General features: G+C 61.8%; 24 protein-coding genes, 1 tRNA gene and 3 pseudogenes. 15 read left to right on the forward strand and 13 right to left on the reverse strand.

Features of this window, described 5'->3' with window-relative positions; genetic code table 11:
- Positions 1–115: 115 nt before the first annotated feature.
- The gene (sciP, locus tag AC0L2X_RS27115; protein ID WP_023679563.1) at positions 116–391 is read right to left on the reverse strand and encodes a CtrA inhibitor SciP; all 276 of its coding nucleotides are present in this window, start codon (positions 389–391) and stop codon (positions 116–118) included.
- 261 nt (positions 392–652) lie between these two features.
- Between sciP and mnmA the strand changes: the two genes are divergently transcribed.
- Positions 653–1,843, forward strand: a complete 1,191-nt coding sequence (mnmA, locus tag AC0L2X_RS27120) for a tRNA 2-thiouridine(34) synthase MnmA (protein ID WP_473562280.1) — start codon at positions 653–655, stop codon at positions 1,841–1,843.
- Positions 1,844–1,855: 12 nt separating this feature from the next.
- Here the strand turns inward: mnmA and AC0L2X_RS27125 are convergent, their stop codons facing one another.
- Complete coding sequence (locus AC0L2X_RS27125) at positions 1,856–2,815, reverse strand: Gfo/Idh/MocA family protein (protein WP_473562279.1); 960 nt, start codon at positions 2,813–2,815, stop codon at positions 1,856–1,858.
- A 236-nt stretch (positions 2,816–3,051) separates the two neighbouring features.
- Between AC0L2X_RS27125 and AC0L2X_RS27130 the strand changes: the two genes are divergently transcribed.
- A tRNA-Met gene (locus tag AC0L2X_RS27130) sits at positions 3,052–3,128 on the forward strand.
- On the opposite strand, the gene AC0L2X_RS27135 is transcribed toward AC0L2X_RS27130, so the two are convergent.
- Positions 3,085–4,710 carry a recombinase family protein gene (locus AC0L2X_RS27135; protein WP_473562283.1) on the reverse strand — a complete coding sequence of 542 codons (1,626 nt, stop codon included), beginning with the start codon at positions 4,708–4,710 and terminating at the stop codon, positions 3,085–3,087. The genes AC0L2X_RS27130 and AC0L2X_RS27135 overlap by 44 nt on opposite strands.
- A gap of 352 nt (positions 4,711–5,062) precedes the next feature.
- On the opposite strand from AC0L2X_RS27135, the gene AC0L2X_RS27140 reads away from it, so the two are divergent.
- Both AC0L2X_RS27140 and AC0L2X_RS27145 read left to right on the forward strand, forming a co-directional pair.
- Positions 5,063–5,584 carry a putative toxin-antitoxin system toxin component, PIN family gene (locus tag AC0L2X_RS27140; protein WP_473600680.1) on the forward strand — a complete coding sequence of 174 codons (522 nt, stop codon included), beginning with the start codon at positions 5,063–5,065 and terminating at the stop codon, positions 5,582–5,584.
- Positions 5,581–5,832, forward strand: a complete 252-nt coding sequence (locus AC0L2X_RS27145) for a hypothetical protein (protein ID WP_140533520.1) — start codon at positions 5,581–5,583, stop codon at positions 5,830–5,832. The genes AC0L2X_RS27140 and AC0L2X_RS27145 overlap by 4 nt, the downstream gene beginning before the upstream one ends.
- 154 nt (positions 5,833–5,986) lie before the next feature.
- On the opposite strand, the gene AC0L2X_RS27150 is transcribed toward AC0L2X_RS27145, so the two are convergent.
- Positions 5,987–6,700, reverse strand: a complete 714-nt coding sequence (locus AC0L2X_RS27150; RefSeq protein WP_473562277.1) for a hypothetical protein — start codon at positions 6,698–6,700, stop codon at positions 5,987–5,989.
- Between the two features lie 166 nt (positions 6,701–6,866).
- Between AC0L2X_RS27150 and AC0L2X_RS27155 the strand changes: the two genes are divergently transcribed.
- Positions 6,867–7,052, forward strand: a complete 186-nt coding sequence (locus tag AC0L2X_RS27155) for a helix-turn-helix transcriptional regulator (protein WP_473562282.1) — start codon at positions 6,867–6,869, stop codon at positions 7,050–7,052.
- A 75-nt stretch (positions 7,053–7,127) separates the two neighbouring features.
- On the opposite strand, the gene AC0L2X_RS27160 is transcribed toward AC0L2X_RS27155, so the two are convergent.
- Both AC0L2X_RS27160 and AC0L2X_RS27165 read right to left on the reverse strand, forming a co-directional pair.
- Positions 7,128–9,242 (reverse strand): DUF3363 domain-containing protein, encoded by a 2,115-nt coding sequence (locus AC0L2X_RS27160; RefSeq protein WP_473600681.1) that lies wholly within the window; start codon positions 9,240–9,242, stop codon positions 7,128–7,130.
- A 673-nt stretch (positions 9,243–9,915) separates the two neighbouring features.
- Positions 9,916–10,999, reverse strand: a pseudogene (locus AC0L2X_RS27165) (IS110 family RNA-guided transposase).
- Positions 11,000–11,548: 549 nt separating this feature from the next.
- On the opposite strand from AC0L2X_RS27165, the gene AC0L2X_RS27170 reads away from it, so the two are divergent.
- From AC0L2X_RS27170 to AC0L2X_RS27180, 3 genes are all read left to right on the forward strand, one after another.
- The gene (locus AC0L2X_RS27170; RefSeq protein WP_473562301.1) at positions 11,549–12,079 is read left to right on the forward strand and encodes a hypothetical protein; all 531 of its coding nucleotides are present in this window, start codon (positions 11,549–11,551) and stop codon (positions 12,077–12,079) included.
- Between the two features lie 84 nt (positions 12,080–12,163).
- On the forward strand, positions 12,164–12,559 hold the full coding sequence (locus tag AC0L2X_RS27175) for a hypothetical protein (protein ID WP_473562300.1): 396 nt from the start codon (positions 12,164–12,166) through the stop codon (positions 12,557–12,559).
- A gap of 352 nt (positions 12,560–12,911) precedes the next feature.
- On the forward strand, positions 12,912–13,442 hold the full coding sequence (locus tag AC0L2X_RS27180) for a Ros/MucR family transcriptional regulator (RefSeq protein ID WP_473562331.1): 531 nt from the start codon (positions 12,912–12,914) through the stop codon (positions 13,440–13,442).
- 87 nt (positions 13,443–13,529) lie between these two features.
- On the opposite strand, the gene AC0L2X_RS27185 is transcribed toward AC0L2X_RS27180, so the two are convergent.
- Positions 13,530–13,841 (reverse strand): DUF736 domain-containing protein, encoded by a 312-nt coding sequence (locus tag AC0L2X_RS27185; protein ID WP_473600682.1) that lies wholly within the window; start codon positions 13,839–13,841, stop codon positions 13,530–13,532.
- A 1,033-nt stretch (positions 13,842–14,874) separates the two neighbouring features.
- Between AC0L2X_RS27185 and AC0L2X_RS27190 the strand changes: the two genes are divergently transcribed.
- From AC0L2X_RS27190 to AC0L2X_RS27200, 3 genes are all read left to right on the forward strand, one after another.
- A complete protein-coding gene (locus tag AC0L2X_RS27190; RefSeq protein ID WP_473562213.1) occupies positions 14,875–16,047 on the forward strand; it encodes an MFS transporter in 1,173 nt (390 codons plus the stop codon).
- Positions 16,048–16,295: 248 nt separating this feature from the next.
- Positions 16,296–16,433, forward strand: coding sequence for a glycosyltransferase (locus tag AC0L2X_RS27195; protein WP_473562214.1), 138 nt, complete (start codon positions 16,296–16,298; stop codon positions 16,431–16,433).
- 161 nt (positions 16,434–16,594) lie between these two features.
- Positions 16,595–17,032, forward strand: a complete 438-nt coding sequence (locus AC0L2X_RS27200) for a VOC family protein (RefSeq protein ID WP_473562215.1) — start codon at positions 16,595–16,597, stop codon at positions 17,030–17,032.
- Positions 17,033–17,085: 53 nt separating this feature from the next.
- Here the strand turns inward: AC0L2X_RS27200 and ligD are convergent, their stop codons facing one another.
- Positions 17,086–19,020, reverse strand: a complete 1,935-nt coding sequence (gene ligD, locus AC0L2X_RS27205; RefSeq protein WP_473562216.1) for a DNA ligase D — start codon at positions 19,018–19,020, stop codon at positions 17,086–17,088.
- Between the two features lie 131 nt (positions 19,021–19,151).
- On the opposite strand from ligD, the gene AC0L2X_RS27210 reads away from it, so the two are divergent.
- On the forward strand, positions 19,152–19,334 hold the full coding sequence (locus AC0L2X_RS27210; protein ID WP_473562217.1) for a DUF3606 domain-containing protein: 183 nt from the start codon (positions 19,152–19,154) through the stop codon (positions 19,332–19,334).
- 569 nt (positions 19,335–19,903) lie between these two features.
- On the opposite strand, the pseudogene AC0L2X_RS27215 reads toward AC0L2X_RS27210, so the two are convergent.
- Positions 19,904–20,054 (reverse strand): annotated as a pseudogene (locus AC0L2X_RS27215) (DUF3363 domain-containing protein); the annotation flags it as partial.
- 130 nt (positions 20,055–20,184) lie between these two features.
- On the opposite strand from AC0L2X_RS27215, the gene AC0L2X_RS27220 reads away from it, so the two are divergent.
- The 3 genes and pseudogenes from AC0L2X_RS27220 to AC0L2X_RS27230 all read left to right on the forward strand — a co-directional run.
- Positions 20,185–21,705 (forward strand): FAD-dependent oxidoreductase, encoded by a 1,521-nt coding sequence (locus AC0L2X_RS27220; RefSeq protein WP_473562218.1) that lies wholly within the window; start codon positions 20,185–20,187, stop codon positions 21,703–21,705.
- A gap of 661 nt (positions 21,706–22,366) precedes the next feature.
- Positions 22,367–22,966: a sulfotransferase family protein gene (locus tag AC0L2X_RS27225; RefSeq protein WP_473562219.1), complete on the forward strand. Its 600-nt coding sequence runs from the start codon at positions 22,367–22,369 to the stop codon at positions 22,964–22,966.
- A gap of 57 nt (positions 22,967–23,023) precedes the next feature.
- Positions 23,024–23,173, forward strand: a pseudogene (locus tag AC0L2X_RS27230) (class I SAM-dependent methyltransferase); the annotation flags it as partial.
- Positions 23,174–23,580: 407 nt separating this feature from the next.
- Here AC0L2X_RS27230 and AC0L2X_RS27235 read toward each other — a convergent pair.
- The 4 genes from AC0L2X_RS27235 to AC0L2X_RS27250 all read right to left on the reverse strand — a co-directional run bounded on the left by AC0L2X_RS27235 (position 23,581) and on the right by AC0L2X_RS27250 (position 25,123).
- Positions 23,581–23,850 (reverse strand): hypothetical protein, encoded by a 270-nt coding sequence (locus AC0L2X_RS27235; protein WP_473562220.1) that lies wholly within the window; start codon positions 23,848–23,850, stop codon positions 23,581–23,583.
- A 375-nt stretch (positions 23,851–24,225) separates the two neighbouring features.
- Positions 24,226–24,480 carry a hypothetical protein gene (locus AC0L2X_RS27240; RefSeq protein ID WP_473562221.1) on the reverse strand — a complete coding sequence of 85 codons (255 nt, stop codon included), beginning with the start codon at positions 24,478–24,480 and terminating at the stop codon, positions 24,226–24,228.
- On the reverse strand, positions 24,477–24,716 hold the full coding sequence (locus AC0L2X_RS27245; protein ID WP_473562222.1) for a hypothetical protein: 240 nt from the start codon (positions 24,714–24,716) through the stop codon (positions 24,477–24,479). The genes AC0L2X_RS27240 and AC0L2X_RS27245 overlap by 4 nt, the downstream gene beginning before the upstream one ends.
- Positions 24,717–24,946: 230 nt before the next feature.
- Positions 24,947–25,123, reverse strand: a complete 177-nt coding sequence (locus tag AC0L2X_RS27250; protein ID WP_473562223.1) for a hypothetical protein — start codon at positions 25,121–25,123, stop codon at positions 24,947–24,949.
- Positions 25,124–25,643 lie beyond the last annotated feature (520 nt).

Genomic DNA, 25,643 nt, shown 5'->3' on the forward strand with positions numbered 1-25,643 from the left:
CTAACCCTTCGCCGTCATCAGGCTGGGTAGAGGACTTGCACCTCCAAGCTGTCGATCATGCTCGGCACACAACAAAAGGGCGCCGACCGCGCCCTCTATCACTGCTTGGACCGATCTAATGCCGGTATTGCTGAATGCGCGTGGTGCGCAGGCCGGCAAGGCCATATTCGTCGATCGACGCCTGCCAGGACAGGAATTCCTCGGTGGTGAGCTTGTAGCGCTGGCACGCCTCTTCGAGGCTCAAAAGCCCGCCACGCACCGCCGCCACAACTTCCGCCTTGCGCCGGATAACCCAGCGACGTGTGTTTGTCGGCGGCAGATCGGCGATGGTAAGTGGGCTGCCGTCTGGCCCGATAACATATTTGACTCGCGGTCTAATTAGATCGGTCATCGTACTCTCTACAAAAAACTCAAAGACCCAATCCCCACCACATTACCGCCACAGCTTTAAAATTTGCCTAAGCAGACCCTAATGGTTAGGTAAGGATCATGAACGCGGCGTTAGCCTTTTCATCGGCATTTGAAACATCTGCCGGCAAGCGCGTTGAACCCGGCAGGAAAAATGAGCCGCCCCGGCAAAGCTGGCGCAGCCGAGACGCTTGACCTATATTCCGGCCATTGGCATTGAAGCGCCGCGCAGAACGAAAGAACCATGAACAGCCTCGACCTTCCCGGACGCCCCGAAAACACCCGCGTCGTCGTCGCCATGTCGGGCGGTGTCGATTCGTCGGTCGTTGCCGGTCTCGTGAAGCGCGAGGGCTACGACGTCGTCGGCGTTACGCTGCAGCTTTATGACCACGGCGCGGCAACGCATCGGGCCGGCTCATGCTGCGCCGGCCAGGACATCGACGATGCCCGTCGCGTCTCCGAGACGCTCGGCATCCCGCACTATGTCCTCGATTACGAGGAGCGCTTCCGCAAGGCGGTGATCGACCCGTTCGCCGAGAGCTATGTCGCCGGCGAAACGCCGATCCCTTGCGTTTCCTGCAATCAGACGGTGAAGTTCGCCGACCTGCTTGCGACCGCCAAGGAACTCGGCGCCGACGCGCTGGCCACCGGCCACTACATCCGTTCCGGCGCCAATGGCGCCCACCGCGCGCTTTACCGGCCGGTCGACGCCGACCGCGACCAGAGCTACTTCCTGTTCGCCACCACCCAGGCGCAGATCGACTATCTGCGCTTTCCGCTCGGCGGCCTGTCGAAGCCTGAGGTTCGCGCCATCGCCGAGGAGATGGGACTGACAGTCGCCGCCAAGCAGGACAGCCAGGATATCTGCTTCGTGCCGCAGGGCAAATATTCCGACATCATCGCCAAGCTGAAGCCCGCTGCCGCCAATCCGGGCGACATCGTCCATATAGACGGGCGCGTGCTTGGCCGCCACGAGGGCATTTTGCGCTACACCGTCGGTCAGCGCCGCGGCATCGGCATCGCCTCGGGCGAGCCGCTCTACGTCGTTCATCTCGACGCCGACCGGGCCCGTGTCGTGGTCGGCCCGCGCGAGGCGCTGGAGACCCACAAGATCTTCTTGCGCAACATGAACTGGCTGGGCGATGGCCCGCTGACAGCTATCCCGGCGACCGGGCTTGAGCTTTTTGCCAAGGTGCGCTCGACGCGGCCGCCGCGCCCAGCCGTGCTGCATCACCGCGCCGGCGTCACTTCGGTGGAGCTGGTCGACGGCGAATCCGGCATCGCGCCCGGACAGGCTTGCGTGCTCTATTCCGACGATGGCAACGAGGCGCGTGTGTTCGGCGGCGGCTTCATCGAGCGCTCCGAGCGCGGTGCCGAAGCCGAGGCGATGCTGACGCGGCTGGCCGTCCAGCCGGCGCGGGTTCCCGCCGAATAGGCGGCGTTTCGCTTAGGACCTTGTATGGGCGACGGTGCCGGCGGTCAGGATGCGCAGCACCCTGATGGCTTCCTCGCCGCTGGTGCGCGGTTCGGCCCGCGTTTCGATGCAGTGGATGAAATGCTCCAGCTCGCGCGTCAGCGGCATGCCCTCGCCGACCGCCACATAGGACGGCTCGTTGGCGGTGAACGCCCATTGGCCGCTGTCCTGCCAGACCGCGTGGCGGTAGACGGCAAGCTTGCGCTCCCACGGCTCGACGTCGTCAAACACCGCCATCGCCTTGGTGCCGACAACGGTCAGCCGCCGTTCGCGGTAAGGGTTGAGCCGCGAGGCAAACAGATGGCCGCGCAGGCCGTTGGGAAAGCGCATGTGCAGATGCGCAAAATCGCTGAGATTGTCGAGAAGAGCAGCGCCTTCGCCACGCACCTCGACCGGCTCGGTGCCGGTGATGGCCAGGATCATCGACAGATCATGCGGCGCCAGATCCCACAACGCGTCGTTTTCGGTGTGGAACTTGCCGAGGCCGAGCCGATGCGAGTGGATGTAGCGGACCTCGCCTAGCTCGCCATTGTCGATCAGCGCCTTCAGCGTCTCGAAGGCGGGATGGAAGCGCAGCACGTGGCCGACCATGAAGACACGAGCATTGTCGGCGGCCGTCTGCACCGAGCGCTCGGCATCGGCCACCGTCAGCGCGATCGGCTTCTCCACCAGAACGTCCTTGCCGCCGAGCACGGCGCGCACCGCCATGTCGGCATGGAACTGCGGCGGCAGCGCCATGACAATGGCATCGACATCGTCGCGGGCAAACAGCGCCTCTGGCTCGATCGCCAGGCAATCCTGCTCGCTGGCAAAACCCTCCGCACGCGCCGGATTGACGTCCGAAACCGCATGCAGCGCGCCGAGCGCCTTGAGGGTGCGGATGTGGTTGCTGCCCCAGTATCCGCAACCGAGGACTGCAATGCGCGGTTTCATCAATTCTTGACCATGGCTTTCGTGGCCGAGACATAGCGACGTGCCTCGCTGAACTCAACCCCGGCCTGTGCGCCCAAATGTCTGCCCGGCAAAGCTTTAGGCGCCAGCAATATGCCGGCGCGGCAGCCACTTCGATGCTTGACAGGCTTGGCCTCGCAACCTTATATCCGCGCGACCTTGGCGAATGCGCCGATATGCCTGCCGATTTAAGCTGGATTTCGGGCCTTCGCCGCCCTGGCGGGGTAGCTCAGTTGGTTAGAGCACGGGAATCATAATCCTGGGGTCGGGGGTTCAAGTCCCTCTCCCGCTACCATCACTGCAGCGTTGGGCGCCTCTCCCGGCTTGCGATTTGGCAGGCTGAGAAGCTCCGCCAGCGCACCGCGGACTTTCAGCTCAACCTGTCCCCGACCCTCCGTCGGAATGACCTCGATCCCCGTGACCAGTGAGCGGATGATCTTCGCCGCCTCGTGCCGCTCACGCTCATCGGACTGCAACGCGTCCTGGAGCTCGGATACTTGCCGACGGTAAACCGTCACCGCTGCCGGATGAAACTCCACAATGCTTTCTGCGGCCGCCATCGCCTGAAGCTCTCGGGCCAGATTCTCCTTTTCGCGCTCGAGGGCCAGTAGCTTCGATTTCATGCTGGTCGTCGCGACACCGTCAGCGATAGCATCGACGATGTTAACGATCTGCCTGTCGATGCCGGCATGCCGCCTTTCGACTTCCCTTTGCCGTTCGCGGTTCATGGCGTTCAGTCGCTTATGCTCGGCATGATATTCAGCAAGGAAGCCCGCAGTGGCATCTGGCGCCAGCAAGCGCCGCTGGATGCCTTCAAGCACACGCTTCTCAAGCTCGCCAACACGGATCGTCCTGTTATTGGTACAAGTGCCTTTCTCACGGTGGGCGGCGCAAGCAAGCTGGTCGCTGTTCTTCACCGTATAGGAAGCGCTACAGCAGCCGCACCGCACAAGCCCCGAGAACATGTGCTTCGGCCGTCGGCGGTGATGGAGTTTCATGCCTCCATAGAGCTTCTTGCGGGCTTGCACCGTATCCCACAGCTCATCGTCGATGATACGCAGATGCGGCACTTCAACGACCTGCCAGGCTTCCGGCGGATTCGGTCGCGAGATGCGCTTCCCAGTCTCGGGATCCTTGCGCATTTGGAGACGATTGAAGACGAGCAGCCCGATATAGGCTTCGTTATAGAGAAAGCCGCTTCGCCGCTTGAGATTGCCATTTATGGTCGAGGCGCCCCACGCACCGCCAAACGGTGATGGGATACCTTCCTTGTTGAGGCCTGCGGCTATCGTACGTGCCGATTTGCCAGCCGCGAACTCCAGAAAAATCCGACGCACGACCTCGGCTTGATCCTCATCGATCTCGCGCAGACCGCGGATAGGTTCGCCGCGTTCATCGAGCTTTTTGACCACGCGATAGCCGTAGGAGAGGCCGCCGGCGTTGTAGCCGTTCAATATGCGGCCGCTTTGGCCCCGCCTGATTTTGGCGGCAAGATCGCGCAGGAACAACGCGTTCATCGTTCCTTTCAGGCCGACGTGCAGTTCGTCTACAGCACCCTCCGAGAGAGTGACGATCCTGACACCGGCAAAGCGCAGTCGCTTGAAGAGGCCGGCTACGTCCTCCTGGTCGCGTGACAAGCGATCGAGTGCCTCGGCTAGAACGATCTCGAATTGCCCGCTTTGAGCATCGGCTAGAAGCCGCTGGATGTCTGGTCGGCGGATGATGCTTGCACCGGACACGGCGGCATCGGCATAGGTCCCAACGACAGTCCATTTCTCCCTGTCCGCGTGCTCTCGGCAAAGCCGCAGCTGATCCTCGATAGAGGCTTCGCGCTGGTTGTCGGATGAGTAACGAGCATACAGCGCGACACGGGTCATGGATCGCTCCTCTGCCTCTGTCTGCTAATGTCCGCCGCCGTCCCCATCCTCCCATTCTGACGGTCTTTTCTCAAGAGGATGAACTTTGTTGTCATTGGCCGCATGCAATTGTTCAAAATGCTCCCGAGCAACCCGCCGACCCAACAAACGGGCGATCGACAGGACGGCTCGTTCAGCCATGTCTCGTGCCGACATGTCAGCCCTGTAATCATGGCTTGCGCTGTCGTTCCCAGGTTTGGCCTCGTCCACCATGGCATGCCCGCTGTTCTGTGTAGATCAAGGGCATTGAGCGGCGTGATGATCGGCAAGACAAGTTCAGTTGCCGCGCGGTCGTAGTGTGGCGTGAAAATACTTGCGCGCTGCGATTTGGGAAATTCGAAGCCGGACTATTACCAAAAGCTCTGCGCTCTCTAGCAATATCGCACGCGATATCCAATATGCCTGCATGAGACTGCTTTTCGATACGGCGACCATGGTGGCTGCGATCCGAAGTGACGCTGGCGCCTCGCGCCAACTGTTGGTGGCGGCCTTGGATCGCCGGCTGACGCTCATCGCTTCGGTGACGCTGATGATCGAGTACCAGGCGGTCATGACAAGACCTGAGCACCTTGAGGCTTCCGGCCTGTCGGCCGAGGAAGTGAACGCGTTTCTAGATACCGTGACGGCCGTCGCCGAGCCGGTTCGCCTTGTCTTCCTCTGGCGGCCCGCCGTGCGCGACCCGGACGACGACATGCTGCTGGAAGCTGCGGTAAATGGACGGGCGGATGCTATCGTGACGTTCAACCTGCGCGACTTCGGCAAGGTGGCCGATCGCTTCGGTATCATGGTCCTGTCGCCGGGCGAGGCGCCGAGACGATTGGAGAGAAAGACATGAGGAGAAGCAATTTCGCACTGCGGCTTCAGCTCTCGCTTCTCGATGAGGCGCGCAAGGTGGCGGAGAGCGAAGGCGTGCCGCTCAACCAGTTCATTAATGTGGCAGTCGCCGAGAAGCTTTCGGCGCTGCGCACGGAAAGTTACTTTCAGGAACGCGCTGCCCGTGCCGACATCCCAAAGGCGCTGGACATCCTGAAACGGGCCGGCAAAGGGAAGGCGCCGATCAAGGGCGACGAATTGCCGGATTAACGCTCCCTGAGAAATGGAGCGGTATCGCACGTGCGTCCGAAGCGTCCGTCGGACCGAAAACTGCCGATCAAGGCTGGCGCGGCACGCGCCACCGCGATGCGAAGCTGGAAGTTGGGTTGGGCGGATCTTCATATCTCGCCTCCTTCTTCGTCTTTCAGGCGCTGAAACAGCAGCCAGCCCGCCAGAGCTTGGGACGCTGCTCGCCTTTAAAGACCTGTTCCGGCGTCATCTGCTCTGCGATGCGTATCAAATCGCTGAGTGCCGAGCGGATTTGCAGCCATGGGAATTCGGAGCATTCCTCCCAGGCCTCGCCCTCTCGCAACACGGCGTCGAGCTTGCCCGCTACACCGGCGAGGGTCGTAGCGGGAGTCGTTGAGAACGCTTCCAGCAGATCCTGTGCCCGGTCGCAAGCGTCACGCTCAGCTCTGAGCGCGGCGGTGTAACCATTCTCCTCGGCAGCCGCATCCCAGCGTGCTTGATGCGCCGCGAAATCAGCTTCGGCCTTCTCGCGGAGAGCCACCATGTCCGGCCCTTTGCCGAGTACTTCATTGAGCATCTCGATCGAGTGGACCGTCACGTCCTCACCCGCGGGCAGGCGGACGGTCGCGCGAGGAAAGCCGACGCTCTCGACAAGCCTCGTCTCCAGACGCTGTTGCTCGCGGCAAAGCCGCTCGCTCAGCCTGTGGGCTGTCTGCCATTCCCGACAAAGCGCCAGCGCTGGGTCGAAGAGGGACATGTTCGTCGCGGTAGCGTTGCCGGCAAGAGTACTTTTCTCAAGCATTGAAGCGGTGGACGCGGTCATTCCTCCCGCAAGCACTTGCCTACGGGTGACGAAAGGCAGAGTCGTGGTATTGTCGGAATCAGCCATGATCCGAGCTCCTAACAGCTTGGTTGTGGTCAGGTCGGGCTAAGCGTGTCAGCGCTCAGCTCGGCCGATTTGGAAAATATCCTCTTATACAAATTGATTGACGTCAATCGGATTGTAAGCCTTGCAAAATGCGCTAACGATAGAGCAGTGTCGCGGCGCTCGGGCGATGCTTGGGTGGAGCCAAGACGAATTAGCTAAAGCGGCAAATGTTGCTCGACAGACGATTGCGGATTTTGAGCGAGGGGCGCGGATCCCGATCGCCAACAATCTGATAAGTATAAGGCAAACGCTTGAGAGGGCCGGAATCGAGTTCTTGTCCGAAAATGGTATCCGCTTAAGAGGCCCCATCTGACACCTGTCTGCCAGTACGCTTGGCTAATTGTTGCCGACGAAAACAACAGGTGACAGTGCCGGCCGACGGGCGCTCTCACAACCCTAACCCCCGCTTTCTGCCGAAGCTCCAGTCGATGCCGCCGCTGCTTTGCACGACCCCGCTGATGTGCTGGCCGATGCGCTTGTCGAGCATGGGCTGCCACGGCACCAGTTGAAACCCGAGCCCGTCGTCCAGCATGGCGAAACGCCCGCTGGCAAGGTTGGCCGAGCCGAGCAGCCTACCGCTGACATGGTTGCCGGGCTGAACGGGCACGAAGGTGAGGCCGCGTGCGGCGGCCATTTGCTTGCCGACCCGCGTGACCTCCTGGCCCTCCAGCGTAGCAACAAGGTCGCGCGCGAAGGTGATGGTCCCGCTGGTTGGATCGCGTTCGGCATGGCCCATCGTGACGAGCTGGGCGGCCCGCCTGTCGAGCGCGGTGTCCACCTCAAGACCAAAACCTGACCTCACCAGCGGCACCGGGCTTGTGGCCGTAAGCTCCCGGTCGAGCCAGGTGGCACCGTCGCTGCCGACCTGCGCATCAAGATCGAACGTCGAAAGCACGCGGACGGAAAAGTCCTTCTCGGCGTTCCGGCCATCATAGGCGATACCGCGCTCGGACAGGTTTTTTGGAATGCGCCAGTGGTCTTCGTCGATGCGCTCGACATGGCCGGCCCGGCGCAGTGCTTCGAGGCGTCGGACATGGAAACGGACGAAGGCGTCCGGGTCCTTGCCCTGCTGCAAAAATGTCTCGCGGATCGCCTCCAGGTGTTGGCTCGGCCGATAGATGCCGTCCTCGCCCGCTACGCTGCTGATGTTGCGGTCGGCCGCACGTGGCTCCTGCTTTGGCAGGATCGGATCGAGCGCCACGATATGACCGTGCTGGATGTCGTCGAACTTTGCCGCATCCGCGGTCTCGACATAGTGGGTGCGCCCGTCGACGCCGTCGATGACCAGCGACAGCCGGTCGCTCATCTCATCACCGGCGAGCCCCTTGGCGAGTACACGGCCGAGGACCGGCTCGGTGATGGTCTTCCGGTGCATGACATATTGCGCAGCACCCCGCTCATCGGCGAGGCCGTGTTCCTCCAGCGCCCGGTGCATGGTCTTGATGATGTCGTTGCGTTCGCCAAGCGCCCGCAGCGTGCTTTCGGCTTTGTCGGAGACCACCCACCGGCCGGGCTCGATCTCGCTCGCCAGGCCGAAGTGCTGCAGTCTCTTCGCCCGATCGATCAGCAGATAGCGGTTACTGGAAATGGTGTAGCTGTCGCTGGCATTGGGACGGAGATCGACAAGATCGTGCTCCTGCTGTTCGGCGACCAGCATGCGGTCGAGCCGGGTCAGCCGTTCGGCTCCGATCTCGTTGGCCAGCTTGCGGGCGACCTCGAGCTCGCTTTGCAGCCCGAGTTCCCGTTCCACCAGCTGGCCTGCCCGGTGGCGGATGCCATGGGCGATGTAGTCGCCGGCGATGTTCAGGATCTTGCCGTCGTCGGTGATGCCGCGCACCAGGATATGGGTGTGCGGATGACCGGTGTTGTGGTGGTCGACGGCGATCCAGTCGAGGCGCGTGTTGAGGTCGCTCTCCATCTGCCGCATGAGATCGCGGGTGAAGGAGCGCAGGTCTTCCATATCGGCGGCATCCTCAGGCGCAACGATGAAGCGGAACTGATGGCGGTCGCCGCGCCCGCGCTCGACAAAAGCCTTGCCGTCGGCCTCGTCGTCGACGGCCGAGTACACCCGGCCCTTCTCGCCGTCCCTGGTCACGCCGTCGCGCTGGAGATAGCGCAGATGCGCATCGACGGCCTTGCTGGTCGTCACGAATTTTTGGCCCCGCGCGCTGGTCCTCTTCCCTCGTCCCGGCAGCTTGACGACGCGGGCCTTCACCACGACGCGGCGGGAGCGAAAGCGAACGCCATTGGAGTCCTGCTTCCACCTACCGCCGTCCTTCGGCAATCCTGCCGCCACCTTGCCGCCGCGGCCCCGCGCGTTGAAGCGGCCGCTCCCCTGCCCGTCGTTCCTGCTTGCGCCGAGGCGATTGGGATTGCCGCCCTGCTTGCGGATGGCAATCTCGACCTGGCGCAGAAAGGGCAGCGTGCGCGAATTGACCGGCGTGCTGCTGCGCCGGATCCGGCCAATGCGAACCTCGAATCTGTCGCTGTCACGATCTGCCATGACGACAGCATCGGGAGTCGGATTTGGTGCTTCAAGGTGGCCGGAGCGCCGGGCGTTCTACGGCGCGCAAAGACTTGCTGCGGCGTAGAACAACCGATCGCACATCGCTGCGGCACGACAGCTTTGCTTTTCCAATCAACAGCATAGCCATAGACCGTCAACCCCGCACCTCGCGTCATTCTGCGTTGCGTCGACATCCGCCCGGAAAAACAATGTGCAGACAGACACTTAGAGCAAAGCGAGGGCGAGCGCCAGCTCGCTTTATCTTGCTGTCCTAATCGGTTGTGCTTCCGGTACTCTTTTCACCATCGTCGTCTCTCCTCTTTTTTACTCAAAAACACTTTGCGGCTTTCCGCAACATGCTTGTCCGCGAAACGGCCGAGATCCGGTGCGCCGGTGCGGTCCTCCGCACTCGCCGACGGCGTTTTCGGGCTGCATGCTGGCAGCGCTTTTGCCGTCGGGGTGCAACTTTCCATCGGATTCACGGGGCATCATCACAGGCAGTCCAACGCGGTCCGGCCGTCTTTCGATCGGCTCGGCCGCAAGCAAGATAGCGTGCGTCCCGTCGTTCCTGGTCTGCACCGGTCCTCATCCGCTTCGCAGCGGAGCTCGTGTGTTCAGTTTGCGTCTGTCATGCTGCGCAGTCGTTGCACGTCAAGCGTCGTCGCGCCGTTCATCGGGCTGCGCCAAGCGTTTTCCAGGCCTTGACCCGGGCGCGCGCAACAAGGTCGGTTTCGCGCGCCGCCGGGTCGCCGACATAGCACGTCCCGTCCGTCCACATGGCATGCATGATCACCGCCAGCTTGCGCGCCACCGCGACGGTCGCCATGCGGTGATTGCCCCGCTTCGCGAGCATCGTTCCCCAGCTCCTGAGCTTGTCCTTGCCGCGGAAGCGCGTCATCAGCGCCGACGCCGCCTCGTAGGGGGCGCGCCGGACGTTCCGCGTCGCCGGCCTTCGATATACGCCCCTGCGAGTCGATCGAGGTGCCCGACTGCCAACGCCGCGACGTCAGGCCAAAATAGGCTGCCACGTCGCGCGAGCGGCGGAAGCGGGACGGGTCCTCGACCGCCGTCATGAAGCTCAGCGCGGTCACCGGGCCGACGCCGGGGATCGCCATGAAGCGGTGGCATAGCTCGTCGCGGGCGACGAACCTCACGACCAGCTCGTGCAGCCGGCAGTACTGCTTCCACAGCGCGGCGCGTGCCGTCAGCATGGCGTCCATCAGCTCTGATGTCAGCGCATCGCCAGTCGTCGCATCGCGCACAGCCTGATCGAAAGCCTTCCGCCCGGCCTTGCTCAGGCGAATGCCGAAGAGCGAATGGCGGATGGCGCTCTCCAGATCGAGGAACTTGCGCTTCAGATTGCGCCTGTGCGTCAGCAGCAACCGCATCCGATAACAGGCTTGCGACTTGACGTGCGCGTGCCGGAACCAGCCGGTGCGCATGATGTGGGCAATGCCCAGCGCATCGGCCGCGTCGGTCTTGTTGCGTTGCGCCGACATCGCCGCGCGCACGTGCTGCGTCTCCAGACAGACCGCCGGAAGCCCGAGCTTCAGCAGTTCCGGATGCAGCCAGGGCGACAGCGAACCGGCCTCGTGACCGACCCTTCTCAGCCGCGGCAGGAAAGGCTTCAACACGGCCAGCAGCGCGTCGGGATCGGTCAGAGCCGTCGCCTGCAGATGCACCGCGCCGCGATCGTCGACGACGCACACCGCCGTCTCATCCATCGCAACATCCAGTCCACAAAAGAATTCCATTGTTCGCCTCCTGCGTTGCTTCACAGGCGCAGATCTTGCCGCCGAGTCGCCAGCCACCACCAGTCGCGCCGCGGCCGACGCATAGCTTTGCCGTCCCGCCAGGCGCCCGCCCCGATTACGGGCGGCCGTCCTAATCCACCCTCGCACCCTCGCTGTCCTAATCCACCCTCGCGCAACCATCCGGCTCCTGCACATCTTTCGGATGGCAATCTGGCAACTGTGACGTTCCTTCTTGTCGAGGAGGATCTCCGGCGGTGCCTCAAGGTGCCTGGGACAAGGCTAACAACTCGTACTGGTCGAAGCATGTCGCGACCTGGCCTTTTGAGGCTGGGAATATTGGCGGCACCAGCTTTCAACGACGACTTTTGAGCTGTGGTGCGTCATGTGGTGAGCCCGAAAGATCGGCGCAAACGTACGGAATATCCCGGAAACAGCGCCAGAAGAAGTTGCAAAAGTGAGGCAAGAAAGGGCCGCCGAAGCGACGCAAGCGGCTATCGCTACGGCAGGCGCACGGACAGCGGCCCGATCGCTCTGCGGGCGTTCTGGAGCATGCATGTCGAGGCGATGAACTGGAGCGGCATGGGGCATGCGGAGTATGCCGCTGCACTTGGTCTGTCGCCTCATGCGTTGCGGATCTGGCGCAATCGCCTGGAGAATCCGGCGAAGGAACCGAGTGGCGATCCCTGCTTCATCGCGAGTGCCCGAGCCCGATTAAGCAGCGCTGCTGATTGCGTGCGACGCAAACACCGCTTGACGCCGGACGCGATCGGCCGGCGCCGCTTCAGACCAGAAGCGGGCGATCGTGCAGGAGACGTAGAAGCCCGGCGTCGCCATCGCGCAGGTCTGCCGCCGCCATCGCGTCGCCACCAGCGTGGGTTCCGCTGGCGGGTCGAGGTCGGCCTGACCGCTCGCAAGGCGCGGCGGTTGGCAACCATGGTGCTTGCCGACGGCGCAGCAAATGAGCCGCCTGCGCTCGCGGCCTTGCGCGATCTGGTGCAGCCGCCAGACGGCATGGTGGCGATTGAGCTGGCTGATGACGGCGCGTGTTTGCACCGGGCAGCAGTACTCCGACTGCGGTGAGCGGCAGCTCACTGTAAGGAGAAAGCATCATGATCGTCGTTCCGGGCGGGCGTGAAGGCGCACCTGGCGCTCGGTCATACCGACATGCGCAAGGCGACCTCGACGGCTCGCCACACTAATCCAGGAGCAACTGAAAACGGTCCCATCTCGGATTCCAAACGCATGGACCCCGCGACGAGTTTCGAGCTCGCGGAGGACATCGAGGGATATCGAGCGAGTGCGCGACCATTAACCCGGCAAAGCGAACCAAAGCGCGGCCCGTTGCCCGATCATCCGCTGCGCGTTGAACTGGTCATCGACGTCCACAGCCCCGCCTGCGGACACTGCGGTGGCACCCTGCACGGCATCTGCAAGAGCAGCAAGACGCTCGACTATGCTTCGGCCGCTTTAGGTGCTGCGCCCCGCCGCCCGAACGAGGCCAGTGACCTTGGCCGACATAATAATAGAAGCCACCTGAACGCTCCGATGCATTCCAGATGAACTGCGCTCGAAGGTCCAATTCACGCCGGCGCGACGAGGGTGACCGCGGCCGCCGAGTGTCGCGGCGGTAATTGTTGCGCACTTTCGTCGCTCAATCGTGCAGCGCAGGAGCGATACGTTCTGGCGGTGGTGTGTCCAGGTCTGGGCGCCTGCCCGCGCGAGCGGAAAATCTCGCTTCTCCGACGCGATCAGCAACGTCATCGCGGCCGGACAGAACGATGGAAGCGAAGCTTGCCGGCTTGATATTTGCAACGAATGAGGTTTGTTGGCGGAAATAACGAATTGTTTGCCTGATCGGCAATAAACAGCTCATCCGTTTGAACGCGCGCCCTTACACAAAAAGGAAAACTTGATGACCGTTCCTGCAGACCGAAACTACAACGATGATCTCGTAGCAATTACCGCCGACATCGTTTCCGCCTACGTGTCGAACAATCCGCTGCCGGTCGGCGAGGTGTCGAAGCTGATTGGGGACACCTATGTTGCCTTGCAAGGGATCGGCACGCCTGTCGCTCCGGCCGCAGTCAAGCTGGAGCCGGCGGTATCGATCAAGAAATCAGTGTCACCTGATTTCATCATCTGCCTGGAGGACGGGAAGAAGTTCAAATCCTTGAAGCGACATATCGGGACGCATTACAATCTGAGCCCTGACCAATACCGGCAGAAATGGAGCCTGCCCTCGGATTACCCGATGGTGGCGCCGAACTACGCAGCCACCCGCTCGGCTCTGGCAAAATCAATCGGGCTCGGCCGCAAGGCAGCGCCCGTACCAGTTGCGGCAGAAAAACCAAAACGAGGTGCTCGCGCGGCGGCGGCGACAACAACCGCAACGGCAATCAAGTCGCCGGTGAAGAAGGCGCGAAAGGCACTCGTCAAAGCGTAGCGTGCTGCACCCGACCGATGTGCCAGACAGCAGCGGACCTGAAATGGCGAAGCCCCACCTTTGCAGCGGGGCTTCGTGTTGGTCAGATCACTCTGCAGTGCGTCGGGACCAGATGAGCGAGAACTCGCCGTCAGTGTCGGTCTCAACCAGGCTTGCATAGATCGGAGCGGGGAAGCTCGGGTCATCGAGCTTGACGGAGTGGTAGTCGCGGCCCTCGCGCGAGGTCTTCTTCCATGCGGCTCCGAACTCGGTGGCGCCGGCAAAGATGCGGAAGTCCGGACCTTTCTCGTTGTCGCCTTCGGCCGGGGTCAAAGTCACCGTCTTGACGTTGAGGTTCAGGGTCTTGACCGAGCCGGAGAAGCCGTTCGCGGTGCGGGAGAATGTACCGATCGTCGCCATGGTGGTGGTTCCTTCTGCTATCTCGGGCGGCGCCTATCGCGGCCTCGATGGTGGTCGTGAGACCGGGGACGATTGGGCCGCACCCCAAAGTGGCTGAAACGAAGTGAAAGACGACGGCGCGAGGCTTTCTTGGGCCGCGAGGAATGGACGCAAACCGGGGTCCCCGCCACCGCCTGCGTGGTGGGGTGGTACGGCCAGGGGAAGAAAACGAAGCGGCGTCGTTGCGCGAAGACGATCGAGACTGAGCGAAGCGAAGGCGGTCCTTGGTCAGACCCAATCCATTCGAGGACGCCATAGGCTTAGGATGAACAGACAGAAGTCAACACCACAAAGGCGACGGCGATCAGTCGCGCTTTCCCATCCGTGTCATGAGCGCTTTGCGGGCAATACAGATAACCTACACCTCAACCATACAGCGATGATCGCCACTACACGCACCAACGCCAAGAAGCGCGTCACTGTCGCGCTTCTAGATTGCTGCGACCTGCCCTGCGAATTGCCCCTTTGCGACATTTCTACTTTGCCAGCAACGCGACATTCGAACTTGGTTGCAACATCGGAGCAAAAATGGCGAACATGCAGCGCAAGAACGCGTCGGCCAATACCATCGGCTCGACCGATACCGTGCCGTTCGCTACTGGTAACGGAAAGCAACGGTCAGAAAAGACCTCCGCCAAGCCCGGGCATGCAATATCCGGGAAACGAGGCGGCTTATTTCGATCACCTGTGTGCGTCGGGCTCTACGGTCGCCGAGGTGGGTGATGACGGAATCGACATCTTCTTGACGCAGCTCGGCGATGTGATCCACATAGGGACCACGCTGCATTCATTCCGTTCAATACTTCGATTCGGAATGGCTCGATCGTGCCCGGTGTGCACCTCCACCGCGAGCGTCGGCGCAAGGCGGTCATATTCTGAGTCAGCGTAGCGTGTCGAAGCCAATTCAGCGGGCCCAGTATTCGCAGAGGAAGCATCACTCGCCAGATCCCAATTCCCCCTGTAACGCGAGGCACGTCCGTGGCAGAACTTTGGCATGGCACGTCTAGGCCCGCTGCTGGCGTTTTTAGCGCTCTATGCCCTCATGTATGCTGCATTCGGGATAGCGTCCCCGTTCTGGCCCCGGTATTTTGAGGCGCGTGGCCTGACACCTGAAGAGCTGGGCGTTCTGTTCGGGTTAGGCAACGCGGCCCGGCTGATTGCCGGACCGCTTGCCAATCGAATTGCAGATATTCTCGGCGCTCTCCGTGGCACCCTGGCGGTCTGCATCGGGATCGCGGTGGCGGCGACGCTTGGGCTGGCTGCCGTGCAAGCTCTCTTTCTTCTGATGGCCGTTTATCTGGCCCAGTCGGCCGGGCTAGCACCGATCACAACCCTCGCCGACGCCCTTGCGGCGCGCGCATCGGTGCGCGAGCCCGGTTTTGAGTATGGTTGGGTGCGGGGTGCGGCATCAGCGGCCTTCGTTGCTGGCACCCTCGCGGCTGGCCAAGTGCTCGGAGTTTTCGAGCTGGACGCGATAATATGGATGTACGCGGCGCTGCTCGCCGCAGCGCTGGGTGCCGCCGCGCTGGTGCCGGAATCAGACACTGGCGCCGAGCGGGCTGCGGACCCGGTCGGGCAAAACGTAATCGGCGGGCTCCGCGAGCTGCTCCATCTTCGGACTTTCCGGCGCATCGTGGTGATTGCGGCGCTGATCTATGGCAGCCACGCGATGCATGACACCTTCTCCGTCATCCGCTGGACAGCGGCCGGGGTCGGCACGGCGGCGAGCAGCATACTTTGGTCGGAAGCGGTCACGGCGGAGGTGGTGGTGTTCCTTGTGGTCGGGCCGATCCTACTGCGCCGGCTTGGCGTGGCCGGGGTCGCCGCTCTGGCCGCGGTGGCCGGAATCCTGCGCTGGGTCGTGGAAGCGGAAACGGCGGTGGTCTGGATACTTGCGTTCGTGCAACCGCTTCACGGCATAACCTTCGCACTGCTGCATCTTGCCTGTATGCGTGTTATCGCCAGCAGCGTGCCCGCACATCTTGCCGCCACCGCGCAGGCCCTCTACGCGATGGGCCCGGGGCTCGCCACCGCGGGCCTTGTCTGGGTATCAGGGCAGCTATATGGAGCCTATGGCCCGCCCGGGTTCCTCATGATGGCGGGACTGTGTGTGCTGTCCCTTCCGCTAGTGATTGGACTGCGCGCAGGGGCCCCATCACCGGATTGACACAGGCACACCTGCCGTATCGGCATAACCAGGCGGCCCGGCACTTCCGGGCGCGCCGGAATGCCGCTGAAGATCGCGGCCAAGATCGACGCGATTGAATCATTTTGGAGTGACAGGATCGAAACCACAGGTGCTTCAGCATTCAAATGCCGAGTTCGTAGGCGAGGTCGAGCAGCAGAAGGCGGAACTCTTTGGGCAGTGCGACAGCGCTGCCGTGTCCCATCGACTGGCCGGAACCGTTCAGCCTCGTGACCATTGAGGCGATGGCCGGCGGGACCCCGGTTATAGCCTTCAGACGCGGCGCCGTTCCGGAGGTCATCGATGGCGGTGTGTCCGGACTGATCGTAGCCAATCGCGCACGGGTCCGGGAAACTTTTGAAAAGTGATTTTTGGTCGGGCGCATGTGTAGCGACTAAATGGCGATCTACCGCTCGCTCGCAGGCAACAAGCGATTTGCAATTGGGCTTTCGAGTTTGAGCGGAACACGCGCTGAGCCAGACCGGCAGATGTCTTTGACGATCTAGACGAAACCTTGGAGATTGGAGACATGGCGCTCAAACGGATGGACAACATAGGTATCGTCGTCGAGGACCTCGGAGGGACGATTGATTTCTTTCGCGAGCTCGGCCTTGAGCTCGAAGGGCGGGCGATGATCGAAGGTGAATGGGCCGGACGCGTCACTGGACTGGGCGATCAGCACGTCGAGATTGCCATGATGCGCACGCCCGATGGCCATGGCCGGCTTGAGCTATCCCGCTTCCTCAGGCCGCCTGTCGTGGTGGATCACCGCAACGCGCCAGTTAACGCCCTGGGCTATCTCCGCGTCATGTTCACCGTGGACGACATCGACGAGACGCTTGAAAAGCTCCGCAGCCGCGGCGCGCAGCTCGTAGGCGAAGTCGTCCAGTATCAAGACACCTATCGGCTCTGCTACATCCGCGGGCCTGGAGGGCTTTTGATTGGACTCGCCCAAGAACTCAGCTGAACATCAGCGAGCGCGTCTCACACAGTCGGTGGTTAGACCAGGACTCGCCGCCGCTATCGGACTGCTTTTCGGATTCGGGCTGTCAGCGTCTGTTCGACCTCGAAATAGCCTTCCCAGGCGTCGGCCTGCTGAGCCCGCGCAGCTGCGGCGAAAACGTCAAATGCGCTGGCAGTTTTGAAGTTCGGCAACTCATCCCAGCTCACGGGTACGGCACACTTGGCACCAGCTCGCGCCCGCGTCGACCAGGGACAAATTGCCGTGGCGCCCTGGCCGTTGCGCAGGTAGTCGAGGAACATGCGGCCTTTCCGCCGCGCCTTGCTCATGTTGGCGACGAAGCGGGAGGGATCGGTGCGGGCCAGCAGTTCAGCGAAATCTTGACAGAAGCTTTTGACCTCTTCCCAGTCGGCCTTGGGAACGAGCGGAACGACTACATGCACGCCCTTCCCCCCGGACAGCAGCGGCCAGGATTGAAGGCCGAGTGCCTCCAGAACGCCGCGGATGTCGAGGGCCGCCTGCTTGACGTCATTGAAATCCAGTCCCTCGTCGGGGTCGATGTCGAAGATCATGCGGTGAGGCAGTTTGGGTTGCTGGCGCAGGCTGCCCCAGACGTGGAACTCGAGCACGTTCATCTGCACGCCGGCGATAAGCCCCGCCAGGTCATTGACCCACAGGATGCGGCTTTCCTTGCCGGACATCTTCTCCAACTGGCCGTCATGGATGGCCTTGGGCATTCCAGGTAATTTGTGCTTCTGAAAAAAGGTCTGCTGCAGGTCGCCCTCGGTGTCGCGCACCAGCGACAGGGGTCGATCCTGGATATGCGGCAACATCTTCTCAGCGACTGCGGCGTAATAGGCGGCGAGCGTCGCCTTCGTCACTTCTGTGCCAGGATACATGACCTTCTCTGGATGGGTCAGGTTCACGCCAACCGCGCGGGCGATCTCCTTGCCCATATGGGGATCCAGATTGGCCGTGGCGACGGTCGCGATCGTCCTGGGCGTTTCCATCACCACCTGGTCGGCGCGCTTGTCTTCGCGCATCCCCTCAAAACTCGGGTGACGCAGGCTGCCGTCGGGTGTCACCTCCGAATAGGTGACCTCGGCGACGAGCTCGGGCTTCACCCAGTTGGCGCGGCGCGCGATGTCGCGCGGTACGGATACGAAGGCCGGCTTCTTCAGAGGCCGCTTCTCCAACTCCGCGAGAATAGATTTGCGCATCGCCTGGGTGAAGCCGGTGCCGACGCGGCCGCGATAGATCAGCTTGCCGTTTTCATAGGTGCCAAGAATCAGCGAGGCCATGCCGCGCCCGGTATCGCTTGGGCGGTAGCCGCCGACTACGAACTCCTGTCGTTTCGTGCACTTGATCTTGAGCCAGCTGGCGGTGCGGTCGCCGACATAGCGACTGTCCGCACGCTTGGCGATGATGCCTTCGTGTCCGCCGGCGCACATCGTATCGAAGACCTTCTTGCTGTCGGCGATATGGCTGGAGAACTGCAGGCTGTCGTCCGGGTCCCTCTCCCCCAGAAGTTTGGCAAGCCGTTCCTTGCGCTCGAGCAAGGGCCGGCTGGACTGATCCTCGCCGTTCAATTCCAGCAGGTCGAAGGCGTAGAACTTGAGCGGCATGCCCGCGGCAATTCCGGTTTTCAGCATGGAGAAGTTGGTGCGGCCTTGGCTGTCGATCGCGACGATCTCGCCGTCGATCAGCGCCGAGCCCTTGGTGAGTGCCTGAAGCGGCGGCAGGATCACCTTGAACTGGCGGGTCCAGTCGTAGCCGTTGCGCGTGTAGACGACGACCTCCGATCCCGAGATCGCGGCCTGCGCACGATAGCCGTCGAACTTCATTTCGAAGAGCCAATTGGCGCCAACCGGAATGTCGTCGGTCAGCGTGCAGAGCTGAAACGGACGAAACTTGGGTAGCGGGTATCGCGGGGTAGATTCTGAGTCCCTGCGCCGTGTGCGCTTCTTGGAGAGAGCGGCCTCTACGGCCGACATGCTGAACTCGAATACATAGTCGGATTCAATAACCCGCGTGGGATTCGGTTCCAAGCCCGTGCGTCAAAGGATTGAACCAGAAAAGTCCGGCTGCGTTAAATGGTGATTGGAATGCATCCTTGGAGGAAGAAATGGCTAGCACTCAAACAACTCGCGGGCGCAGCCAGGATCGCGCGAAGGTCGCTGGCGGGCAGGGTCATGAAGTGAAGTACGAGGCAGGCAAGACCGGAGCCAGCAAGGCTGACGTCAAATCGGCCGTGAAATCGGTCGGTAACAGTCGCAAGAAGGTTGAAGATAAATTAGACAAGAAGTGAGCCGGCCCGAAATCCGCCACGCTGGCAACAAGATCACGTGAAAAGCGCTGGGCATCCCCAGCCAAGAATACTGGCGAGTATCTCCGCCACGTGATCGTGCGCCAAGCGTTCCGCCGCGGACAGCCCTGGCGCAAATGCCCTCCAGTTCCTGCAAAGGGCGCGGAAACGCGACGCTCACCGGCTCGATTCGCAGCCGGCTCGCCAAAGGAGCAGCGGAAGCGAGAGCTGCGTGTCGGCCAAAGAGGGGCGATGACCTGCTGGTGGGGTGAGCAGAGTTCCTGCGCTACCCCCATCCATGCCATTCCATCCATTGTCTGCGCCGATCCGCTGCTGCACACAATGAGCACCAGAAGGCGACGCCTGGCGCGAGGCACGGCAAACGAGGCGAGTTGGGCATCGAAAGGAGGGCGCCCTCACCCATGACGATGCCGCTCTCGTAGACGCTGTAACGCGACTGCTCTCCATGTCCGAGAACCCAGAGCCTCCGGATCGTCGTAGAATTGCTTGAAGGCGACCGCTGGTCCGGTGCTGCCAGTGGCCCGCGACCCGACACCAGCAGCGGCCAGAAGCCGCCCCAGGCAAACCATCACAGCGCCCTCCCCGCTCACGATCCCAGAAACCTCCTTGCCATGTGTCGATCGAGCACCGGCGCCATGGCACGAGCGTGAACTCACGCGACTTTTCGACGACTGCATATTTTCGACTGGCAAGCTCGACAGAGCGGCGGAGCGAAAAGCCCAATGTTCTCAGGTTTTAGGCATGAAATCGAAAGAGGCATCATCCGTCAGCGGCCAATGATACGGGAACTTTAGAGCCGCTACGTCGATTTAGTGTCTTGGAGAGCCCCGCCATGAATGTCGGCGACGAAAGGACTGTATCCGTTTGGGCGAAAACCGAAGTAGCCCCTGATGCGGTTCCGCTCGGGCGGAGTGAAGAAGTCGATGTCGTGGTCGTCGGATCGGGCATTGCCGGACTGTCGGTCGCCTACGAACTGGCCATCGCCGGGCAAAAGGTGGCGGTGCTCGATCGCGGCCGGATCGGAAGCGGCATGACCGCACGCACCACGGCGCATCTGTCATCGATCTGCGACGACTATTTTTCGGAACTGATCAAATTGCGCGGCGAGGAACTGGCGCGGATTTACTACCAAAGCCAGTCGGCCGCTATCGACCGTATCCAATCGATCCTGGAGGCGGAGGGTATCGCGTGTGACTTCCGCCGCCTCGACGGTTTTCTGTTTCCGGCGTCGGGCAGGAAGGAATCCGTCATCGAGCGCGAACTGGACGCCGCTCTGAAAATCGGTGTCGACGTCGAGAAAACCGTGGGCGTGCCGCTTGCAGGCTTTTCGGATGCACCGATCCTTCGCTACGTCAATCAGGCGACATTCCACCCGCTCAAATATCTCCGCGGGCTGGCTGCCGGCATTCGCGCGCGCGGCGGCGCGCTTTATGCTGAGACCATCGTCGACAAGGTCGAGGAGACCGACGGCGGCGTGCGCGTAAGCACGGTCTCGGGCTTTGCCGTATCTGCCAGATCGGCCGTTGTCGCCACCAATTCGCCGATCAACGATCGGGTCGCGCTCCATACCAAGCAAGCGCCCTATCGGACCTACGCGATGGCGTTCGGGATCGCGCGCGACGTTTTGCCGGATGCACTCTATTGGGACACGCTGGACCCCTATCACTACGTCCGTCTGCAGTCTGGCGAAGGCAAGACCGACTTTCTGATCGTCGGTGGTGAGGACCATAAGACAGGGCAGGCCGACGATGCCGACGACCGCTTCGCGGCCCTGGCGGCCTGGATCAAAAAATTGGTGCCCGATATCGGCGCGGAAGCCAATCGATGGTCCGGGCAGGTAATGGAGACCGTCGACTATGCCGGCTTCATAGGCCGCAATCCCGGTGATCGGCGTGTCTTCGTTGCTACTGGCGATTCCGGCCAGGGCATCACTCATGGGGTCGTGGCAGGCCTGTTGATTTCGGACCTGATCCTGAAGGGGGAAAGCCCCTGGCGGGAACTTTACGAACCCTCCCGCAAGACGGTGCGGGCGATCGGCGACTATCTGGCGGAGAATGCGACAGCAATTAGGAGTTTTGCCGAGTATGTCGCGCCTGGCGAAATCGATTCCGCAGACAAGCTGCGGCCGGGACAAGGCGCTATCGTTCGCGAGGGACTTACCAAAGTCGCGGCATTTCGCGATGAAGACGGCACGCTCCACAGGCGCTCGGCCTCATGTACCCATGTCGGCTGCCATGTCCATTGGAACTCGTTGGAACGCTGCTGGGACTGCCCCTGCCACGGCTCGCACTTTGCCGTCGACGGCACGGCCTTGAACGGGCCGGCGGTGGCGCCACTGGCAGAGGTGGAATAGCCTTCGAGGTCAACACTACCGGCTTGTGTCGCGTGTCCGATTGCTTCGTGGATCGTGGACAAACTTGTTCTGACCTCATCCTGAGCACCAATTCCTACGAGAGTCCGACCTTCTTCACGCAAACGAACATTTTTCGGCCTGGGTGACGCTGCCGCCGTCAAGGAGGCATTCAGGTGGATGAAGCCCACCAAGAAGGCCATTAGAGCCCCCGATGATGCGATGTCCGGCAGATGAGGGGCTCATCACTCCGCCTAACGTCCTCAACAGGGATGTCGGCTTTCGCGCGGCAAAGGGTTCGTAGATGGACGGTCGATTTGGCGGCCCGTTGCTGACAGTCAGCCTTGGGGCAGGGAGCTAACCGACAGCTTCATGGCTGTGCAACGAGAAAGCGGACACACGATCACCTAGTGCCAGAGGCCGAAATGGGCCCGAAGCGACCCTTGTCGGGGCTATGATGCTGGAAACGAAGGCTGCCGCCTAGCTCCTGCGGCTCGGATCGCTATCGACGCCGTAACCGGCCGGCCCGCTATGTAGCCTTCGGGCAGAGCGAATTCGGCGCATCGCTCGATATGCCGATTTGGTCTCTCGGGGTGAGCGCCAGGACCATCCTCCCTTCCCAACCTCTGCAATCTATGACCCGCTCCCGTCACAGGAGGATCGCATGGCATTATCTGTTATCGGGGCTGGGTTCGGCCGCACCGGCACGCACACTCTGAACTTGGCGCTTGAAATGCTCGGGTTGGGTCCGTGCCATCACATGGAGGACGTCAACTCTAACCCCGAGCACCGCGACCTGATCCGCGCCGCCGGGCGCGGCGAGCCGGTGGATTGGGACGTCGTCTATGCCGGTTACAAGTCGGCAGTCGACTGGCCGACGGCCTATTTCTGGCGCGAACTCGCCGAGTATTTCCCCGACGCCAAGCTCATCCTCACCGTTCGCAACCCCGAGGGCTGGTACAGGAGCGCACGCGCCACGATCTTCAACACCATGGGCGAGACCTCCGACCCGCAAAGTTTTGGCCGGGCCGTCATAGAGACGAAAATTTTCGGCGGTCGTCTCGACGACGAAACCCATACTATCGAAGTGCTCGAAGCCCACAACGCCGAAGTGATCTCGGCTTTCACGCCGTCGCGCCTGCTGGTCTATCAGGTGGCCGAAGGTTGGCCGAACCTGTGCGCCTTTCTCGGCGTGCCGATCCCGGCCGAACCCTTCCCCCACAGCAACACCACTACCGAATTCCGAAGCCGCTTCGCCAAATAGCCCCGCACCGAGTTCGAGGCTGCAGCCCGGGTAACGCACGCAGCAGCCTGTCCACGCCCGCTCCGATGCGTCTCGTTGCAGCAGGGCGATGCTTTGCGGCTGCCGTTCGCAGATGGAGCATTTACAGCCGCATACATGTTGCATGTCGGAATGAACATTGCCGACAAGAGCGCACTATTCTCGGAGGTTGCGCGGGTCCTGCGCGCGGGTGCGCGTTTCGGTGTCTTCGACGTCATGCGCACTGGAGCCGGCGAGTTGTCTTATCCGCTGCCCTGGGCGAGTACGGCAGACACCAACGCGATCGCCGCGCCGGAGCAGTACCGCGACACACTTTCCGCGGCAGGGTTCGAGATTTTGTCGGAACGCCAGCGGCGCGATGCCGCGCTTGACTATTTTGCCCGGCAGCGTGCCGGCCACCGGGCGGGCAGTACTGGGCGTCCAGACTCTCATGGGAGGGCGGCGGCCCCAGATGGTCCGAAACATGAGCGAAAGTATTTCAGCTGGGCTGATTGCGCCGGTCGAGATTATTGCCCGAAGGCAGTGATGCCTGCGTTCGATTTTCAACCGGCCCTGGCAGGAAACGTAAGGTCTGCTTCGGGACCTGTTGTTGACGTTCAGCCGCGCCTGTGTCTGATCCGGACCTGCACGCCGGGAATGATGCTGGTTCTGCCTTTTACTCGCTTGCGGGGCTTTGGCGTTGGATCCATGGTGGCCATGAAGCGCTTGCCGGCGCCTACAGGATCCCTGGCGTCGTCGATGGCGGCGATTGATTCAGCGGTGAGGTGATAGACCTTGTCGTCGAGCCTGAGGTAGACGCATTGCCTGGTCTGGGCGATGTCGACGCGGTCGTCTCTAGCGAAGTGCTGAGCCAGCAGCTTTGCCATCAACGATAGAACGTCCTGCCTGCTTGCCACGAGCGGAGCCCTTCCATCATCGCGAGCGAACGCTGCTGAGGCCAAGGGGTTCCATGGCTGCTGTCTGGTAAAAGGAAAAGGCGATTTGCAGCTCGCCTTCTCCAACAGATCACCTGGGAAGACCGAACCAGGCTCTGTCTGCGGGGGTTGTTTTTATGCCAACACCACCGCCGGCTGCGCGTCTGCCCAGGTGAACTGCCTCCCCTGGGTTAGCTCGAATGTCCTTATGGTGCTTCCAGACTCGATCGTCCCGAGCCTCGATTTCGCACAGCCGGATCTACTGCTCGAGATAGGCGATCTTCGGAGCCACGGTCCAGGTCTTGACCCTTGGTGGAAGATGTCGGCTCATGGCTTCAGGCTCTTGTAATAGCGGGTCTTGGCGTGGACCTCCGGCGTCGCGGTCAACCCCGCTTCCGGCGCTGTCCAGGGGAACTTCTTCTCCAGCTCGACCGCCCACTGCGTCAGCTCGCCCGTGGCATCGGTGATCACCGCACCAAGACCGGCCTTCACCCTGGCCTCGATATAGGCCTCGACGATGGGCTTGATCTTCTCAGTCTCACCTTCGATGCCGACACCGTCGATCCAGATTTTCTCTGTCATGCTGCCCACTCGACGGTGCCAAGGACGTGGTCGCCCTTGTCGTTGAAGTGGTCCGGCATTTCCGCCTTGGCTGCGAAAAGATCCGCCATGATGCCATCATATTCACCCCTCCGCGCAGCGTAGGCGCCGTTGCAGCGCATGACGAGCGCGGAGATCCTGTCGAACATAGCGCCCGACGTCGAGATGACACCACTCCGCGTGTGAAAACGGAACGGCTTTGAAATCTGACGTGCCATGTGAAGCTCCCTTCAATGCGTTGCTATGCTTCACTGTCGCACATCGCATTGAGGGGATCGGCTGGGCGCTGGCGGCATCTAATAAAGGCCCGCATCTTCGGGCGTGAACGGAAAAGAAGACGCGGGCCGGATCGGACGCCACCGATCATTGCAGCAATTACAGAGGGGAGTAGAATTTTGCTGCGCCTTATAAACTTTCGGGGAGGCCAGCCTGTTCCAAGGCAAGCGCGCTATTTTGCGGTGCCCATTGCCGGTTCGCCGGTCAGCGCCTGGTCGTCATAGCCCTGCAGCCAGGCCTCGGCGTATTCTGCCCAGAATTCCGACACCTGGCGCTCCTTGCCGTCCTTGCGGGCCTGGGAACCATACATCCAGGCGAATTTCGCGCGTTCCTGGTCCTTTTTGGCCATATTCACCCTCAACTTGATCGATCAACGCGCAAGCGCTATGTTTGGCTGAGGAGCCGGGCTTTCACCCGACCCCTCGTTTCCTTGAGCACTCCCGAAGTTGGACCCGCACGGTCACTGACCAGGACGTGCGGGTCTTTCGCCCCTAGGCGCTTCTCTCGGATGTGCTTGCCGGTGATCAGCCGTGAGGCTTTGCTTTTGACAGAGCCTTAGCGGCGCTCCGCGGGTGGTTGCGCTGGCTACCTTCGTAGGCGACGCAGCCGCCCACCCGGGCGAATTTGCTGACAGTCCTCAATCGAATATCCAAGGTGCTCCCGATAAGCGCGGATGACGTGGGTCTCCTCTGACATAGCCGTTAAGACTGCCCCGGGAATGGGGAATCCTTCATAGATATCTCCAAAAAGAGCAGGATACCCGCCACAATCGGGAGATTTCCTCCCGACCTGGCGCCCCAGCAAAAACAAATAAATGGACTTCGATTCGGCCCGATCGGCCTCGTCCATGGAATCGGCCACCTGAAATT

This window comes from Mesorhizobium sp. WSM4828 (assembly GCF_055811175.1).

Coding starts and splice junctions, on each gene's coding strand:
- sciP (WP_023679563.1), bottom strand. CDS start 391: ATGACCGATCTAATTAGACCGCGAGTCAAATATGTTATCGGGCCAGAC.
- mnmA (WP_473562280.1), top strand. CDS start 653: ATGAACAGCCTCGACCTTCCCGGACGCCCCGAAAACACCCGCGTCGTC.
- AC0L2X_RS27125 (WP_473562279.1), bottom strand. CDS start 2,815: ATGAAACCGCGCATTGCAGTCCTCGGTTGCGGATACTGGGGCAGCAAC.
- AC0L2X_RS27135 (WP_473562283.1), bottom strand. CDS start 4,710: ATGACCCGTGTCGCGCTGTATGCTCGTTACTCATCCGACAACCAGCGC.
- AC0L2X_RS27145 (WP_140533520.1), top strand. CDS start 5,581: ATGAGGAGAAGCAATTTCGCACTGCGGCTTCAGCTCTCGCTTCTCGAT.
- AC0L2X_RS27150 (WP_473562277.1), bottom strand. CDS start 6,700: ATGGCTGATTCCGACAATACCACGACTCTGCCTTTCGTCACCCGTAGG.
- AC0L2X_RS27155 (WP_473562282.1), top strand. CDS start 6,867: ATGCTTGGGTGGAGCCAAGACGAATTAGCTAAAGCGGCAAATGTTGCT.
- AC0L2X_RS27160 (WP_473600681.1), bottom strand. CDS start 9,242: ATGGCAGATCGTGACAGCGACAGATTCGAGGTTCGCATTGGCCGGATC.
- AC0L2X_RS27170 (WP_473562301.1), top strand. CDS start 11,549: ATGCATGTCGAGGCGATGAACTGGAGCGGCATGGGGCATGCGGAGTAT.
- AC0L2X_RS27175 (WP_473562300.1), top strand. CDS start 12,164: ATGCGCAAGGCGACCTCGACGGCTCGCCACACTAATCCAGGAGCAACT.
- AC0L2X_RS27180 (WP_473562331.1), top strand. CDS start 12,912: ATGACCGTTCCTGCAGACCGAAACTACAACGATGATCTCGTAGCAATT.
- AC0L2X_RS27185 (WP_473600682.1), bottom strand. CDS start 13,841: ATGGCGACGATCGGTACATTCTCCCGCACCGCGAACGGCTTCTCCGGC.
- AC0L2X_RS27190 (WP_473562213.1), top strand. CDS start 14,875: ATGGCACGTCTAGGCCCGCTGCTGGCGTTTTTAGCGCTCTATGCCCTC.
- AC0L2X_RS27200 (WP_473562215.1), top strand. CDS start 16,595: ATGGCGCTCAAACGGATGGACAACATAGGTATCGTCGTCGAGGACCTC.
- ligD (WP_473562216.1), bottom strand. CDS start 19,020: ATGTCGGCCGTAGAGGCCGCTCTCTCCAAGAAGCGCACACGGCGCAGG.
- AC0L2X_RS27210 (WP_473562217.1), top strand. CDS start 19,152: ATGGCTAGCACTCAAACAACTCGCGGGCGCAGCCAGGATCGCGCGAAG.
- AC0L2X_RS27220 (WP_473562218.1), top strand. CDS start 20,185: ATGAATGTCGGCGACGAAAGGACTGTATCCGTTTGGGCGAAAACCGAA.
- AC0L2X_RS27225 (WP_473562219.1), top strand. CDS start 22,367: ATGGCATTATCTGTTATCGGGGCTGGGTTCGGCCGCACCGGCACGCAC.
- AC0L2X_RS27235 (WP_473562220.1), bottom strand. CDS start 23,850: ATGGCAAAGCTGCTGGCTCAGCACTTCGCTAGAGACGACCGCGTCGAC.
- AC0L2X_RS27240 (WP_473562221.1), bottom strand. CDS start 24,480: ATGACAGAGAAAATCTGGATCGACGGTGTCGGCATCGAAGGTGAGACT.
- AC0L2X_RS27245 (WP_473562222.1), bottom strand. CDS start 24,716: ATGGCACGTCAGATTTCAAAGCCGTTCCGTTTTCACACGCGGAGTGGT.
- AC0L2X_RS27250 (WP_473562223.1), bottom strand. CDS start 25,123: ATGGCCAAAAAGGACCAGGAACGCGCGAAATTCGCCTGGATGTATGGT.